Source organism: uncultured Psychroserpens sp. (genome assembly GCF_947494225.1).
Classification (GTDB): Bacteria; Bacteroidota; Bacteroidia; order Flavobacteriales; family Flavobacteriaceae; genus Psychroserpens.
Genome location: NZ_CANLUG010000002.1, coordinates 231,395 through 246,468, shown reverse-complemented (window position 1 = coordinate 246,468; position 15,074 = coordinate 231,395). Strand labels below are relative to the sequence as shown.

Genomic DNA, 15,074 nt, shown 5'->3' with positions numbered 1-15,074 from the left:
AGGTTTTAGTTCTTTGCTATTAATTCAACAAATTACTTAGAGGGATTAATTAATTTTGTTGACACTTCAAATATATTTAATGTAATTCACTTTTTGTTACGGAAAAACCGTAAACTTGGTGTGGAAAAACCGTAGTTTTCAAGTATAGCAGTGCTTTCAAGAGGGTCTCGAAACGTAAAAAAGCGTAATTTTAACAGTATTTTTTAGAGAAAACCTTTTTTTCTGGCTTCAATTATCAAAGATTCGTCTTTTCCGTCGTTAATTGAGAATAATATTTTAAGCTGTTTTTTACGTTTTTCTATTGCGCTCATAGACAGATCAATATATTCTGTTAAGCTCCGAGTTTTTATTCCTTGAGATAATAAATGTAGAATTTTACGGTTAATCTCATCCACATAAATTTCGTTGACTACAGATTTATTAAGAAAATTACTTACTGTACTACTGTAATATGGAGGATCTGTTAAAATATGGTGAAATGCCTCGGCCAATTCACTAGATGTAAGATCACTTTTTATTAAAAAACCGTCTGGGTTGATTTCTTTTACAATACTATGTATTCTATACGATTCGTTGAACATCGTTAGAATTATGACTTTAGCATTTGGCATAATATTGCGTGAAATTTTTGCCAAATCTTCACCTGAAGTTATTTTTCCGTCTGAAGAAGCTGGTAAACTAATGTCGAAAAAACACACATCGTATGGTCGTTCATTAGCTGCTTTCTGCATAAGTAGGTTTGCAGCATCACATGTATTTGCAGTATCGATAACCAAGGTTTGATCATCTTTTTTAGTAGCCATCAATGTGTTTTGATACCCTTCAATAATGATTGGGTGATCATCCACCATTAATATGTGAATATGTTGCATTGTTTTAATTTTTGTAAGGAATAGTAATACTAACCTCGGTCCCTTCTTTTAAAATAGAGTTAAACTCGGCTTTCCCTTCGACCTCATTTACTCTAGAATTTATGTTTTTAAGGCCAATACCCTTTTTACTTTTATTGACATCAAAACCATCTCCATCATCTATAATGGATAAGCAAATTACATTATTTTTTAATTGAATACTAATTTTTACGCTATTTGCGTTGGCATGTTTATAAATATTTTGAAGTGATTCTTGTATGATCCTGTAAATGTTGATTTTAGTCTTATTAGGTACACTTTCCCAGTTGATATCATCTGTATAATCAAACGAGGAATCTAATTGATAAGCCACGGTTTGTTTTTCGATGAGTTCGGAGACAATATCCATAAATCCAGATCCCGATACGAAATCGGTATTTAAATCGTGGGAGACTTTTCTAATGTCATTTTCAATAGTCATCAGCTCTTTAATATAGGTTGCTCTATTTTTTATGGCCTCCTGTCCTTCTGAAAAATTTAAACTATCTAAACTGAGTCTGGTGCCAAACAATCGCCCTAAAATGCCATCGTGCAGCTCTTCGGAAATTCGTTTCTTTTCTCCAGCTCTAGCCTCATCAACTTTATCTTGTTGTGATAACATGAGGTTATAAATTTCTTCGTTGGCCTTCTGCTGGTCTTGTTCAAACCTTAACTCTTTGTTTCTAGCCCGTTGCGTTATGATGATATACAATAAAAAGAAGGTCACTAGTAAGCCTCCAGAAATAGCGAGCAGCCACATGAGTTGTTCGGACATGCGTGCATTTTCTTTTTCTACAGTATCGGTGTCGTACTTTATACGGGCAAACTTATCTCTTACTTTCCGTTCTTCGTTAAGTAAACTGTCATTTAAACGTATATGCTCTCTTAATACAGATTTTCCTTTCTCTCCTTCATACACTTCGGATAAAATTAATAAAGCTTCCATTTTATATTCATTTGAAGACACCTTGTTTGCAATTTCTAAAGCCTCATTTCCAAATTTTATAGTCAAGTCTTTGAAACCATGTTTCAAATACAATTTTGAAAGTTCAATAGCTGCGGCCATTAAGGTAAAGTCATCTTCTAAATTTTCTGATATTCGATAGCCTTCTTTAAAGCTGTTTTCAACATCATAAAAATCATACTTGCCAGATTCAACTTTTGTTTTCCCAATGTTTATGACTATAGTTGGATAAAACGTGGGCTCTTCTTCTTCATATTTAGGGCGCAAGGGTAATAAACCTTGATACAGTTCTAAGGCCTGATCATATTTTTCAGATTTCCTATATACATTGGCTTTATTATTTATTGAAAACACTTCATATATAAAACCATCATCCATTTGTTTCGCATATGAAATAGACTTGTCATAATTTTCTAGAGATTCTTCATAATTAGTTAATCTTTCAGAAATTATAGCTAATAGATTATATAAATTCCAATACAGCTGCAACCTGTCCTCATTAACTTCCAACCTATTTAGGATTGTTATCGCTTTTATAGCATCTTCTTCCGCGCCAACATAGGCCCTTTCTAATTGTTGAATATCGGCAACATATAACAGTGCCTCAGCTTTATTTTCTGATATTTCTTTAGATCCATAATATTCTAAGGCCTTGGAATAAAAAAAGTATGAACTGTCGTTTTGCTGCGTATACCGATAATATGAACCTAAATTGGTTGCAGCCACAGTTATCGCTGAAGTATCTTTTAATTTCAGTCCTAAATCTAAATTCTCTTTATTAATTGGAATATATTCATCATACTTTTCATTAAAAAAATACATCAATGATAAGTTACGCTGTACTCTTAACCGTACAGAATCCACATTCAAAATTTTAGCAAATTCTAGAGATTTTAAAGAATAGTTTAGTCGCTGCTTTAAATCTAAGCTAGAGTTTTTAGAAAGAGCAATATATTTATTAATAGAATCTAATGACTTCTGTGTTTGAGCAAAAGAAGTGTTAAAAAATATAGCTATCAAAAACGAAATTATTAGTAGCGAATGTTTCAATATTTTTTTCATTTGTTATCAAAAATAGACTAAATATTGACAACAATGAAGTAATGCAAAAATTTAAGCCCTTACAGATTATTGTAAAGGCTTAAATTTATTTTACTTTGTCTCTATTCTTAAACTTGAGACTTAAGTTTCAACTTCTTCTTCTCCAATGCAAGTTGATCTTTAGGAGTATATTCTTTTTGAGTAGGCTGTTCATCAGTAAGATTAGCATTTTCTGGTCTTACTCCAGAAACGGTCAATACTAATACTGCAAGTAGTAGAAAAGTAATTTTCAGGGTTTTCATGTTTTTCGTTTTTAGGGATTATCTATTCAATTTTAATTTATGTTAATAACAAAACAGCATCAAAAAATGCCAATCGAGGGAAGAATGGATTATTAACTTTTAAGCATAAAAATGCCTACAAAAATTGAGGGAAATTTAAACGCACAAACGCATCTAAACATGAAATGGATTAATAAAATACCTTGATAAGTGATTTTAGGGGCTTATGAAGGACTTCAAACATACCACTTTTTAGGAGATAAACAAAAAAATATCCGACTAAATGTATTTTAATATCGATGAAATACACTAATCGCAATTTTTTATTGTTCATTAACTGTTAATAACTTGTTCCATTTCAGCTTAAAATCTTAAAATAAAATGATATCACTTAACATAAGTTTAAACAAATTTGAATTATAGTTCTTTACATTTGAGATTACTGTTATCCTATAATACCAATCAAAATGAGACGCTTTCTTATTGTTTTACTTGTAGCTTTTCTCAGCTCATGCCAGCAACCTGTAGATTTAGACTTCGAAAAAGAACAAATAAAAGCACAGCTTGATAAAGTGACGCAAGCCCACTATAAAGGAGATGCCAATTTATTTTATCAACCTAATGCAGAGCAATGGTATGATGTACGATCTGGGCAAATAAAAATCAGACATAAAGAAGATGCTATTCCCGGCACTCAAAATTATTTAGATCATATGGAATTTAAAGATATGATCATGCGTGACGAACCTATTATAGAAATTTCAGATGATGCCACTTTAGCAACATATACTAATTCGGGAGTGATAAGAGGGTTTTTGAATAAAGAACCCATTTTTTGGGTGGTGGCTTGGCAAAGCACTTTAAAAAAAATTAATAACGAGTGGAACATAATAAGCACCACCAATACCGAAGCTACAAAAACCATTAGCGCCAACGTTATCATAGATAATTCAAAAGATTATACAAAGGTAACGGATAGTTTACAGTCATTATATGCTATGGCTAATTGCATAGCTCCAGATCTCAGACCTTTTAAAACACTCATTTTATCGTCTCATAAAAAGAGTAAGATGGAACAGCAGTCTGGTAACAGCCATTATATTTTGAAACAAGGTGAATCTAACTCTTGGAGCTATAATGTAAATACCAAAACGCTAACAGATAGTCTTAGTGCTAGCACTAAAACTTTTGTACAAGGTCATGAGTTGCATTGGTTAAGTTTATTTCCAGGGGATCGTTTCTCTAATCCGTCCTTTGACGGGATTACTAAATTTAAAGATCAGGATGCTTTTAAAATTACCTTTACAAATCTCACTAATTCTCCCGTAAACTTCTATTATGCTTTTGAAAATTATCAACCCCTTGGCTTTGAGATTTTCCCAGGAGAAGGGCAAGACAAGGCGGTCATTTTATTTGAAGATTGGGATACCTTAGATGGTATCAATATGTTTAAAAAAGCCACCTTTACACAAGGTGATGAGATTTTTGAATATGTCTTTACAGATATTAAAATAAATACCTTAACCGATTCAGATTTTGAGCGTAAAGCGCAAATGGTTACTGAAGATTGAATGGTATTATCATAAAACAAAAAAGCATCCCGATTCCGATATATCGGAAAAGGAAAGCTTCTCATCGGTAAGAACTCAACAACATTGAGGTTCTCACAACTCTAGGATCTCTCCTAGAACAACACAACTAATCTTTATTGCAAAAAAAAGCCCTAATCTCTTAAGGCTCTTGCAATTTTAGCGGTCTGGACGGGACTCGAACCCGCGACCTTCGCCGTGACAGGGCGACATTCTAACCAACTGAACTACCAGACCGTTGCTTTATTGCGAGGGCAAATATACATTCGATTTTTAATATCACAAATATTTTAGGACAATTTTTTATCAAAAAATTAAATAAATTTTTGTCGCTCTACCATATAGGTCGTTAATATCTTATCAAAGGGTTTATTGATATCTGCTTCGACATATTTAATTTGATATTGACCACATTTTAAACGAATACTTTTAAAGTACTCATCAACAGCACTTTCATATCCTTCTTTTACTGTATCTGGATATAAATTGATGTACTCATTGGTTTCAACATCTATAAAGCGTTTCGGTGTATTATCAAAATCGAACTTCAACTCCTTCTCTCTATCTATCACATGAAACAAAACCACTTCGTGCTTGTTATACTTTAAATGTCTCAAGGCTTCAAATAGTTTCACCTCGTCTGTCGAGGTTTGAAACATATCAGTAAAGAAAAAAATCAACGAGCGTCTGTGAATATTCTCAGCAATTTGATGCAAATAGGTATAGGTTTCGGTTTGCTTATTAAGCTGCTTTGAAACCACCATCTTACTTAATTGACTTAGCAACATCTGATGATGACGTTCACTTCCCTTTTCAGGAGCATAATAATCATAAGCATCACTATAGATACTTAAGCCAACTGCATCGCGCTGCTTCTTTAAAATATGCATTAGGGAGGCAGATGCTAAGGCCGAAAATGCAATCTTATTGAGATGTGCTATACTAAAATCTTTCATTTCAGGATAATGCATTGAGCTGCTATTATCTACAATGAGGTGGCAACGTAAGTTGGTTTCATCGTCGTAACGCTTCGTATAGAGCTTATCTGTTTTAGCATAGAGTTTCCAATCTATGTGTCTCGTGCTTTCGCCTTGATTATATATTTTATGTTCGGCGAACTCCGCAGAAAAGCCATGAAACGGACTCTTATGCATCCCAGCAATAAACCCTTCTACCACTTGTTTTGCGAGTAGTTCTAAGTTTTTAAAGCCTCCAGCTTTATTAAGTTCTGCCTGTAAATTCATCTGTTATTTTAAAATCCCATCAACAATACCATAAGCCACAGATTCATCTGCTCCCATCCAATGGTCACGATTAAAATCTTTCATCACCTTGTCAAATGATTGTCCGCAATTATCTGCCAAAATTTGTGCGCTTAGCTCTTTCGTCTTTAAAATTTCTTGTGCCGTAATTTCAATATCACTGGCTTGACCACGAGCGCCACCACTAGGTTGATGAATCATCACTCTGGCATGTGGTTGGATAAAACGTTTGCCTTTGGTTCCTACAGATAATAAAATTGAGCCCATAGAAGCTGCTAAACCTGTACAAATAGTAGAAACATCACTATTTAACGACTTGATACAATCGTACATCGCAAAACCAGAAGTCACATAACCTCCAGGACTGTTTATGTATAAGTGGATGTCTTTAGTTTCCAACGAATCTAAATACATCAAACGATCAATCACATGTTTTGCCGATTTGTCATCTACCATTCCCCATAGAAACACCTTGCGTTCTTCTAATAATTTATTAGCTATTAAGTCTTGCGTTTTTCCTTGCTTGCTCATATATGTTTTATTTGATATCTTATTTATTAGCTAAAAATAAAAAAAGGTTCACCATACTGGCAAACCTTTTATCATTTCTTTTAGATTATATCTTATAATAAAGAATCGATAGCTTCTGTGTATGCATTTTTTGGAGCAACTCCAACCTGACGTCCTACAACCTCACCGTTTTTAAATACCAAAACAGTTGGGATGTTACGTACACCATACTTCGCAGCAAACTCTTGATTAGCGTCTACATCTACTTTACCTACAACAGCTTTACCATCGTATTCTGTACTAATTTCATCAATGATTGGTCCAACCATTCTACAAGGTCCGCACCAAGCAGCCCAAAAATCAACCATTACTGGTTTATCACTATTTAATACTGTTTCTTCAAACGTTGCATCTGTTATTTCTAATGCCATAATTATATTCTCTATGTGTTTAACTTCGTTTTAATTTAATACACAAAATTAGTCAAAAATTTTGCCAAACCTTACAATGGCAGTATTTGTTTTGATTATATGGTTATAGATTGGTTATATAATAAAGTCTTGGGCGCATAAACCAGGCTCTCGCAAGTCGCTCTCTTTGAGGAGCTCCAACAATTGCTCCATCCTTTGCGCAGAAGAGAAATTAGCGATATGCAACCCAAAAGTTGCGTATTAAAATAATTTAATCTAAATTAGCAACCACAAAGTTGCATATTAATCAAATAAAACGAATATTATGAAAGACAGTATCACTAAAGAAAAACTATTCAGTCATCCTATAGAGAAAGTGTGGGATGCTATTTCAAAAGCCGAAGAAATTTCAACTTGGTTCATTAAAGCCGATTTTAAAGCCGAAGAAGGATACCAGTACACCTTTACATCAGAACCTAATGACAAAGGATGTACTACCATTAGCGGAACCGTTAAAGAAGCACATCCTTATGTGTTAGCTTACACTTGGATTGTGGCAGATACGAAAGTAGAAACCACAGTAACATGGACCTTAGAATCTACTACAGAAGGCACTAAACTTCATCTAGAACATTCTGGGATTTCCAACTATGGTGGCGAAACCGCTGTCGCCATGTTTGAGAGTTTCAATGGTGGTTGGGACAACTGTATAGATGGTTTATTAACTTATCTTAAAGACGAAGTTAATGCAGGATAAAATCACCAAATTATTTAAAGCCGTTGCAGATCCAACAAGGCGTGACATTTTTCATGCCTTGGTGATTGCAACCTCAGCATTATCAATTACACAAATATCAAATCAGTTTGATATGAGCAGACAAGGCGTAACTAAACATATTAAAACTTTAGAAGATGCCGGACTTGTACATTTAGATACTAAAGGTCGAGAGCGTTTTTGTAATGCTAATGCAAAACCTCTCAAAGAACTTAATAAATGGATTCAGTTCTATGATCAATTCTGGGATGATTCATTAGATAATTTAGACAACTACTTAAATACATCAAAGCATGGTTAATAGCACACCTATTAATGCTACAGATTTAAATTACCAAAAACAAATAACAGTAGCTGCAACAGCCAAAACTATCTTTAAAGCACTAACCGAAGATATTCATTTATGGTGGTCAAAAACGAGCGCGTCTTCTCAAAACGAAGGAGGTCAATTTACTGTTCATTTTGAAAATGGGCACTGGTGGACCTTTAAAATCCTTGAATTCAGACCAGATCATGAAATCATTTGGAAATGTATTGATGGCGAACCCGATTTCAACAAAGAATGGATAGGTCATGTTTTACATTGGTTAATTAAAGAAACAGAGTCAAAAACTACTATCCAATTTCATCAGGTAGGATTAACACCTCAAATTGAATGTTATGATATTTGTTCAACCACTTGGGATATGTTTATTACAGAGCGATTAAAAGATCATTTAGAAAAGTCTACAATCTAATTCAACTTATACATGACCTCATTAGATTCTAGCTCATTTAACAACTCTTGAGAAATTTTCACTTTTTGCTTGCGACTCGGCATATTAAGTTTGATTTTCTCTTCATTATCATACACAATAAAATTTAGTGCTTTCTCACCTTGATGAAGCCTAAACAAATCCTGTAGTATCGTAATACGTTGTTCTTGTAAGTCTTTAATATTTAGCTGAATCGACAACTTTTTAGCGTAAGTATCCATGACATCATGCAACAATTGAAAACTATTAAATTGAAGTCGCGGGTCACTCTTTTTTCCAGTATCGCGATTCACCCAACCTTCCCTAACAAAAGTTTTTACATACACAAAACTATTCTTCACCAAAAAGTGACGGTATTTTAAATACTCCTCTCCGAAAATTCGAAATTCAAAACTATCGGTGTAGTCTTCAACCATAAAAATAGCCCAACCTTTACCTTGTTTACTTACACGATGCTGCACATCGGTAACAACGCCTCCAAAAGTCAACTCTCTATTAACATAAGTCTCCAGTTCATTAAAAAGTGCTAAAGTGGCATTGCAAAACGTTTTCATTTCTACCTTAAAATCATCCAATGGATGTCCAGAGATATAAACACCTACCACTTCTTTTTCTTGTGCTAACTTCTCCATGGTTCCCCATTCTTCAGATGGCGGAACAATGGGCTCTGCAATTTGAACATCACTCGCAGCACCAAACAAACTAACTTGAGCTGAATTCTCATTCTCCTGATGCTTAGCACCATATTTAATGGCTTTTTCTAAAAATGTAATCCCATCGCCTTCATCATGAAAATATTGCGCACGATGTGTATCTCCAAATCCGTCAAAACCTCCAGCCAAAGCTAAATTCTCAAAGGCCTTCTTATTAGCTGCTCGTAAGTCAATACGTTTTGCCATATCAAAAATAGATTTGTATGGCCCATCTTCTTTACGGTTTTTTACAATTGTTTTTACTGCACCATGACCAACACCTTTAATGGCTCCCATTCCAAAACGAACAGCACCACGTTGATTTACAGAGAATTTATAATAGGACTCATTCACATCTGGTCCTAAAACTTCCAATCTCATGCGTTTACACTCTTCCATAAAAAAAGTGACTTGCTTGATGTCGTTCATGTTATTAGAGAGCACTGCTGCCATATATTCGGCTGGGTAATGTGCTTTTAAATAAGCCGTCTGATAGGCAATCCATGCATAACAAGTAGAATGCGATTTATTAAAAGCATAACTGGCAAAGGCTTCCCAATCTTTCCATACTTTTTCAAGTACCTTAGCATCATGACCTTTAGCACTTGCTTGATCAATAAACTTAGGCTTCATTTTATCAAGAACGGCAATTTGCTTTTTTCCCATGGCCTTTCTTAAAACATCGGCTTCACCTTTGGTGAAATCGGCTAGCTTTTGAGACAGCAACATCACTTGCTCTTGGTAAACCGTTATACCATAAGTTTCTTTTAGGTACTCTTCCATCGCTGGAAGATCATAGTCAATCTCTTCATCTCCATGCTTACGTCTAACAAAACTAGGAATATACTCCATAGGTCCTGGACGATACAAGGCATTCATGGCAATGAGATCTTCAAAAACTGTAGGCTTTAAATCGCGAAGATGTTTTTGCATTCCTGGCGATTCATATTGGAAAACTCCAACAGTTTCTCCCCTTTGAAATAATTGATATGTCTTTTCATCATCTAAAGGAAAACTTTCAGGATCCAATAGAACGTCATGCTTCGCTTTGACAATTTTAACCGTGTCTTTGATAAGCGTTAGGGTTTTGAGTCCAAGGAAATCCATTTTAAGTAGCCCTGCATCTTCAACAACGGAGTTGTCAAATTGTGTAACATATAAATCGGAATCCTTTGCCGTAGACACGGGAACAAACTTTGTGATATCATCTGGCGTAATAATAACTCCACAAGCATGAATTCCTGTATTACGTACCGAGCCCTCTAAGGTTCGAGCAAGATTGACAGTTTCAGATTCTAAATCGTCACCATCGGCTATATTAAGGAGTTGATTTACCTTTTCTAAATCTTCGGCTCTAAACTTCTTACCTAGTTCTTTTTCATCGAGACCAAATATTTTATTCAGTTTCGACATGGTTGGGATTAATTTCGCTATCCTATCGGCATCAAATAATGGCAGGTCTAACACTCTAGCCGTATCTCGAATAGAAGACTTAGCAGCCATAGTACCATAAGTAATAATCTGAGCCACTTGATTGGCTCCATATTTTTCGATTACATAATCCATGACACGACTTCTGCCTTCATCATCAAAATCAATATCAATATCTGGCATACTAATACGATCAGGATTTAAGAAACGCTCAAAAAGTAAATCGTATTTTAACGGATCAATATTGGTAATCCACAAACAATAGGCAACCACTGATCCCGCCGCCGAACCACGACCAGGACCAACAGACACATCCATGTTTCTTGCTTCCCTAATGAAATCTTCTACAATTAAAAAGTAACCAGGATATCCTGTGTTTTCAATTACACTCAACTCAAAATCTAGGCGTTCCTTTATTTCATCGGTTAATTCATCGTAACGTTTTTTTGCACCTTCATAGGTTAAATGCCTGAGATAGGCATTCTCACCACGTTTTCCGCCATCGGCTAAATCGGCATCATCTCGAAACTCATTCGGAATATCAAATGCAGGTAATAGAACATCTCGAGCTAATTGAAACGCTTCTACCTTATCTACAACGTCCTGAATATTTGTAACTGCCTGTGGAATATCTTTAAAGAGCGCTTTCATCTCTTCAGAAGATTTAAAATAATATTCTTGATTAGGTAAACCGTATCGGTAACCTCGGCCGCGACCAATTGGCGTAGATTGCTTTTCACCATCTTTTACACACAATAAGATATCATGTGCGTTAGCATCTTCTTGCTTACTATAATAGGTGTTGTTTGTGGCTACAATTTTAACCTCATATTTTTGAGCAAGTTTAATTAATACAGGATTGACTCTATTTTCATCTTCTTGATTATGACGCATTAATTCTACGTAAAGATCTTCTCCAAACTCTTGTTTCCACCAGATTAAAGCCTCTTCAGCCTGATTTTCTCCGACATTCAACACCTTACTTGGCACCTCTCCATAGAGATTTCCGGTAAGACAAATTAAATCCTCTTTGTACTGTTTTATAAGTCCTTTATCAATTCTTGGTAAATAATAAAATCCATCAACAAACGCATGCGATGACAACTTAGCCAGGTTATGGTATCCATTTTTATTTTTAGCAATCAATACAATTTGATAACCATTATCTTTTCTGGTCTTATCGGCATGATTTTCACAAACAAAAAACTCACAACCTATAATCGGTTTAATTTCATTTAAGTTCGCATCTTCACCTTTTTCTCGAGCTTCATTGTTTTTGGCTTTTACAGATTTGTTATGATTATTAACAGCTTTTACAAAATGAAAAGCCCCCATCATATTGGCATGATCTGTTAAGGCTACCGCAGGCATATTATGTTCTGCTGCGACCGAAACTAAATCTGAAACACTAATGGTTGATTGTAATACCGAAAATTGAGAATGATTATGCAAATGCACAAAATCGATATCGGCTAAATCAGAAATATTCTCTCTAATTTCAGCTTCTGAAATATCATCGGTTTGCAGTTTTTGAAGCCGTTCATTTATTCGAGCACTTTCCTTTTTAAGATTAATATGTTTTAATCCTATAAGCTGGATAGTTTGTGGGTTGGCTTCACCAAAGTGTTGAAAATAATCGGGCTGTACATCTAACTGCTCTTGGGTGTATTCTCCTAACCGAACTAGTTCAAAAAAGCAACGTGTTGTTGCCTCAACATCTGCCGTTGCGTTATGAGCTTCTGCAAATGGTGCATTAAATAAAAACTGATGTAATTCTGTTAAGGTAGGCAGTTTAAATCGGCCACCTCGTCCTCCAGGTATTTTACATAAACCTGCAGTGTGTTCTGTACATGTATCTAAAACAGGTAATTCTTGAAGTCTGTTTGCCAGTTCTGCTCTTACAAATTCGGCACCCATAATATTAAGATCAAAGGTGACGTTTTGACCAACAACAAATTTTGTCTTTGACAAGGCTTCATTGAATTTACCTAAGACCTCTTGAAGTGGCACACCTTGCTCCTGCGCTAACTCCGTAGAAATACCATGGATTTTTTCGGCATCATAAGGGATATTAAAGCCTTCAGGTTGCACTAAATAATCTTGATGATCGATGCAACGTCCCATATCGTCGTGCAACTGCCATGCAATCTGAATACATCTAGGCCAGTTGTCAACATCTGTAATAGGTGCATCCCATCGCTTAGGTAATCCGGTGGTTTCGGTGTCAAAAATTAAATACATGTAGCTAAAAACTTATTAAGGCGTTACCTTTCGAAGTGCACTTCAAAAGCAAGTCCATAAAATTACGAAGAAACTGGTCTTTTTTAAAGCGAAAGTTATGAACAGTTTTTAACAAAAAAAGCGACCTATAGGTCGCTTTTTTTTGTTACTTATAAAAGACATATTGTTACATATCATCTAAATAATCAGGAATGGTATCTGCATCTGTATCTACGGCATCGGCAGGATCACCATCCATATTTGGATCGGCATTTTCGTCTGCTGTTAAGGTACCATCACCATCATCGTCGTTATCTAAATAATCGTTAGTACCATCGCCATCTGTATCTCCTGTTTCAAACTGTGTTAATATACCATCGCCATCATCATCATTATCTAAATAATCTACATCTGTATCGCCATCTGTATCGGCCGGGTTTCCGTCGGCATCTTTAGCTTCATCTGCAGTTAAAATCCCATCACCATCATCGTCATTATCCATATAATTTGGTGTTCCATCGCCATCTGTATCATCATTTGTTAAATCCCCATCACCATCAAAATCTTCGAAGTTATTTGGGATTCCATCACTATCATCGTCATTACAGTCTAAACCATCAATAATAGCTTGAATACTTCCGTCTGTATCTCCGCAAAACAGAATTTGTTCTTCTAAATACGTTCTATAGTTTTCGCAAGCATCAATATAATTTGCGATTGTAGCCGCCTCAAAATTAGTTTGGGCTGTATCTTTATTTTGGGTAGCTAGTGTACATGGGAATGCACAACCGTCTAAATTATCTATTAAGAGTTGGATACTACCATCTGCATCTCCGCAAATATTTTTCTGACTCTGTAAGGCTTCTTCATAGGTATTACAAGCGGCAACATAAGCATCGCTATCTATATATTCTAGTGCTGCATCAAATGTAGATTCAAAAGCCGCAAGTGCATTGGCAGATGCTGCTTCAGTCTCTGCACACGTTGGTCCGCCCGAACCAATACTTCCAGAAATTAAAGGAACTCTAAAAAATACTCCTTCATTATATCCAATGGAATTTAAACCAGATTCGTCAAAGGCTAAAAACTCAAAGGTTCCTGAAAATGTATTATTGCTAATCTCATCTAATCTTACAAAACCTAATTCGGGATAAATAGAGACGCTTGGGTCTGGTGTGTTATTTGTAGAAAACACAGTGCCGTTTCCATCAATATAACGTGCTTCTCTAGAATTGACATTTCCGAGTACATAAGTCCCAACTGTTACATTAGGTATCTTAAGAACAACGGTTTCTGAGTTATTACTAGCGGTTATGGTTAAAAAACCATTCGCGTCTATTACGGCATTAGTAAATTCTGCTCTCCAAAGTCCATACTCTCTATTCCCTTGAAATCCGGGTGAGTTAAACTCGACTTCATCTCCACAACTTACTAAGGTTAATACGGTTACGAGAAGTAATGCTAATCTTTTCATTGCTTTTTTTTTCACCTCGTGCTAAAAACAAGGTGTATTTAGGTTAAACATAACGTTTTAGAACACCCAAAAGTATAATAAAATTTCAATATTACTTAATTTCAAATAAAATGTTGAAAATTAAATTATTGTATTATCTTTGCGCCTCATTAATAATCGAGGTCGCGAACCTCACAAATTAATTAAATTTATGCCTGTAAAAATTAGATTACAAAGACACGGTAAAAAAGGGAAACCTTATTATTGGATCGTTGCAGCAGATGCACGATCTAAAAGAGATGGTAAATACTTAGAAAAATTAGGTGCTTACAATCCAAACACGAATCCTGCAACAGTAGAATTAAATGTTGATGGAGCAGTGACATGGTTGCAGAATGGTGCACAACCAACTGATACAGCCAGAGCAATTTTATCTTATAAAGGTGCAATGCTTAAAAACCACTTAGCTGGTGGTGTTAAAAAAGGTGCTTTAACTGAAGAGCAAGCAGAAGTAAAATTCAATGCTTGGTTAGAAGAGAAAGCAGCAAAAGTACAAGCTAAAGCTGATGGTTTATCTCAAGCCGATGCTAAAGCTAAAGCTGACGCATTAGCCGCTGAAAAAGCAGTTAATGAAGCAAGAATAGCGGCTGCAGCTCCTGTTGTTGAAGAAGCTACAGAAGAAGCGCAAGCTGAAGGAGAAGCAACTGCTTCTAACGAAGAAGAATAGAAAATTATTTTTTATACTTTTAAACCCAGACCACTTGAGTCTGGGTTTTTTATTTGAAAATAGATAGGTACTAC

The 15,074-nt window shown here is 35.2% G+C and carries 13 protein-coding genes and 1 tRNA gene; 5 read left to right on the top strand and 9 right to left on the bottom strand.

Annotated elements, in window-relative coordinates; genetic code table 11:
- Positions 1-203 precede the first annotated feature (203 nt).
- From Q0893_RS05165 to Q0893_RS05155, 3 genes are all read right to left on the bottom strand, one after another.
- On the bottom strand, positions 204-872 hold the full coding sequence (locus Q0893_RS05165; RefSeq protein WP_299272975.1) for a response regulator: 669 nt from the start codon (positions 870-872) through the stop codon (positions 204-206).
- Positions 873-876: 4 nt separating this feature from the next.
- On the bottom strand, positions 877-2,874 hold the full coding sequence (locus Q0893_RS05160) for a tetratricopeptide repeat-containing sensor histidine kinase (RefSeq protein WP_299272972.1): 1,998 nt from the start codon (positions 2,872-2,874) through the stop codon (positions 877-879).
- A 149-nt stretch (positions 2,875-3,023) separates the two neighbouring features.
- Entirely contained in the window at positions 3,024-3,197 is a 174-nt protein-coding gene (locus Q0893_RS05155; protein WP_299272969.1) for a hypothetical protein, read from the bottom strand.
- A gap of 446 nt (positions 3,198-3,643) precedes the next feature.
- Between Q0893_RS05155 and Q0893_RS05150 the strand changes: the two genes are divergently transcribed.
- Complete coding sequence (locus tag Q0893_RS05150) at positions 3,644-4,747, top strand: hypothetical protein (protein ID WP_299272966.1); 1,104 nt, start codon at positions 3,644-3,646, stop codon at positions 4,745-4,747.
- A 181-nt stretch (positions 4,748-4,928) separates the two neighbouring features.
- On the opposite strand, the gene Q0893_RS05145 is transcribed toward Q0893_RS05150, so the two are convergent.
- From Q0893_RS05145 to trxA, 4 genes are all read right to left on the bottom strand, one after another.
- Positions 4,929-5,002: transfer RNA gene (locus Q0893_RS05145), tRNA-Asp, on the bottom strand.
- Positions 5,003-5,079: 77 nt separating this feature from the next.
- Positions 5,080-6,009, bottom strand: a complete 930-nt coding sequence (locus Q0893_RS05140) for a DUF58 domain-containing protein (RefSeq protein WP_299272964.1) — start codon at positions 6,007-6,009, stop codon at positions 5,080-5,082.
- Positions 6,010-6,012: 3 nt separating this feature from the next.
- Positions 6,013-6,558 carry a ClpP family protease gene (locus Q0893_RS05135; RefSeq protein ID WP_298900658.1) on the bottom strand — a complete coding sequence of 182 codons (546 nt, stop codon included), beginning with the start codon at positions 6,556-6,558 and terminating at the stop codon, positions 6,013-6,015.
- A gap of 92 nt (positions 6,559-6,650) precedes the next feature.
- Entirely contained in the window at positions 6,651-6,983 is a 333-nt protein-coding gene (gene trxA, locus Q0893_RS05130) for a thioredoxin (protein WP_298901513.1), read from the bottom strand.
- Between the two features lie 289 nt (positions 6,984-7,272).
- On the opposite strand from trxA, the gene Q0893_RS05125 reads away from it, so the two are divergent.
- Genes Q0893_RS05125 through Q0893_RS05115 form a run of 3 tightly spaced genes read left to right on the top strand, consistent with a single transcriptional unit; the run spans position 7,273 to position 8,459 of the window.
- The gene (locus Q0893_RS05125) at positions 7,273-7,704 is read left to right on the top strand and encodes an SRPBCC domain-containing protein (protein WP_298900659.1); all 432 of its coding nucleotides are present in this window, start codon (positions 7,273-7,275) and stop codon (positions 7,702-7,704) included.
- A complete protein-coding gene (locus Q0893_RS05120) occupies positions 7,694-8,023 on the top strand; it encodes a helix-turn-helix transcriptional regulator (protein WP_299272959.1) in 330 nt (109 codons plus the stop codon). The genes Q0893_RS05125 and Q0893_RS05120 overlap by 11 nt, the downstream gene beginning before the upstream one ends.
- On the top strand, positions 8,016-8,459 hold the full coding sequence (locus Q0893_RS05115) for an SRPBCC domain-containing protein (protein ID WP_299272956.1): 444 nt from the start codon (positions 8,016-8,018) through the stop codon (positions 8,457-8,459). The genes Q0893_RS05120 and Q0893_RS05115 overlap by 8 nt, the downstream gene beginning before the upstream one ends.
- Here Q0893_RS05115 and dnaE read toward each other — a convergent pair.
- Entirely contained in the window at positions 8,456-12,841 is a 4,386-nt protein-coding gene (dnaE, locus tag Q0893_RS05110; protein ID WP_298900662.1) for a DNA polymerase III subunit alpha, read from the bottom strand. The genes Q0893_RS05115 and dnaE overlap by 4 nt on opposite strands.
- Positions 12,842-13,007: 166 nt before the next feature.
- Positions 13,008-14,294: a DUF6252 family protein gene (locus Q0893_RS05105; RefSeq protein ID WP_298900663.1), complete on the bottom strand. Its 1,287-nt coding sequence runs from the start codon at positions 14,292-14,294 to the stop codon at positions 13,008-13,010.
- A gap of 190 nt (positions 14,295-14,484) precedes the next feature.
- Here Q0893_RS05105 and Q0893_RS05100 point away from each other — a divergent pair, with 190 nt between their 5' ends.
- Positions 14,485-15,000, top strand: coding sequence for a 30S ribosomal protein S16 (locus Q0893_RS05100; RefSeq protein WP_298900664.1), 516 nt, complete (start codon positions 14,485-14,487; stop codon positions 14,998-15,000).
- The last annotated feature ends 74 nt before the right edge of the window (positions 15,001-15,074 follow it).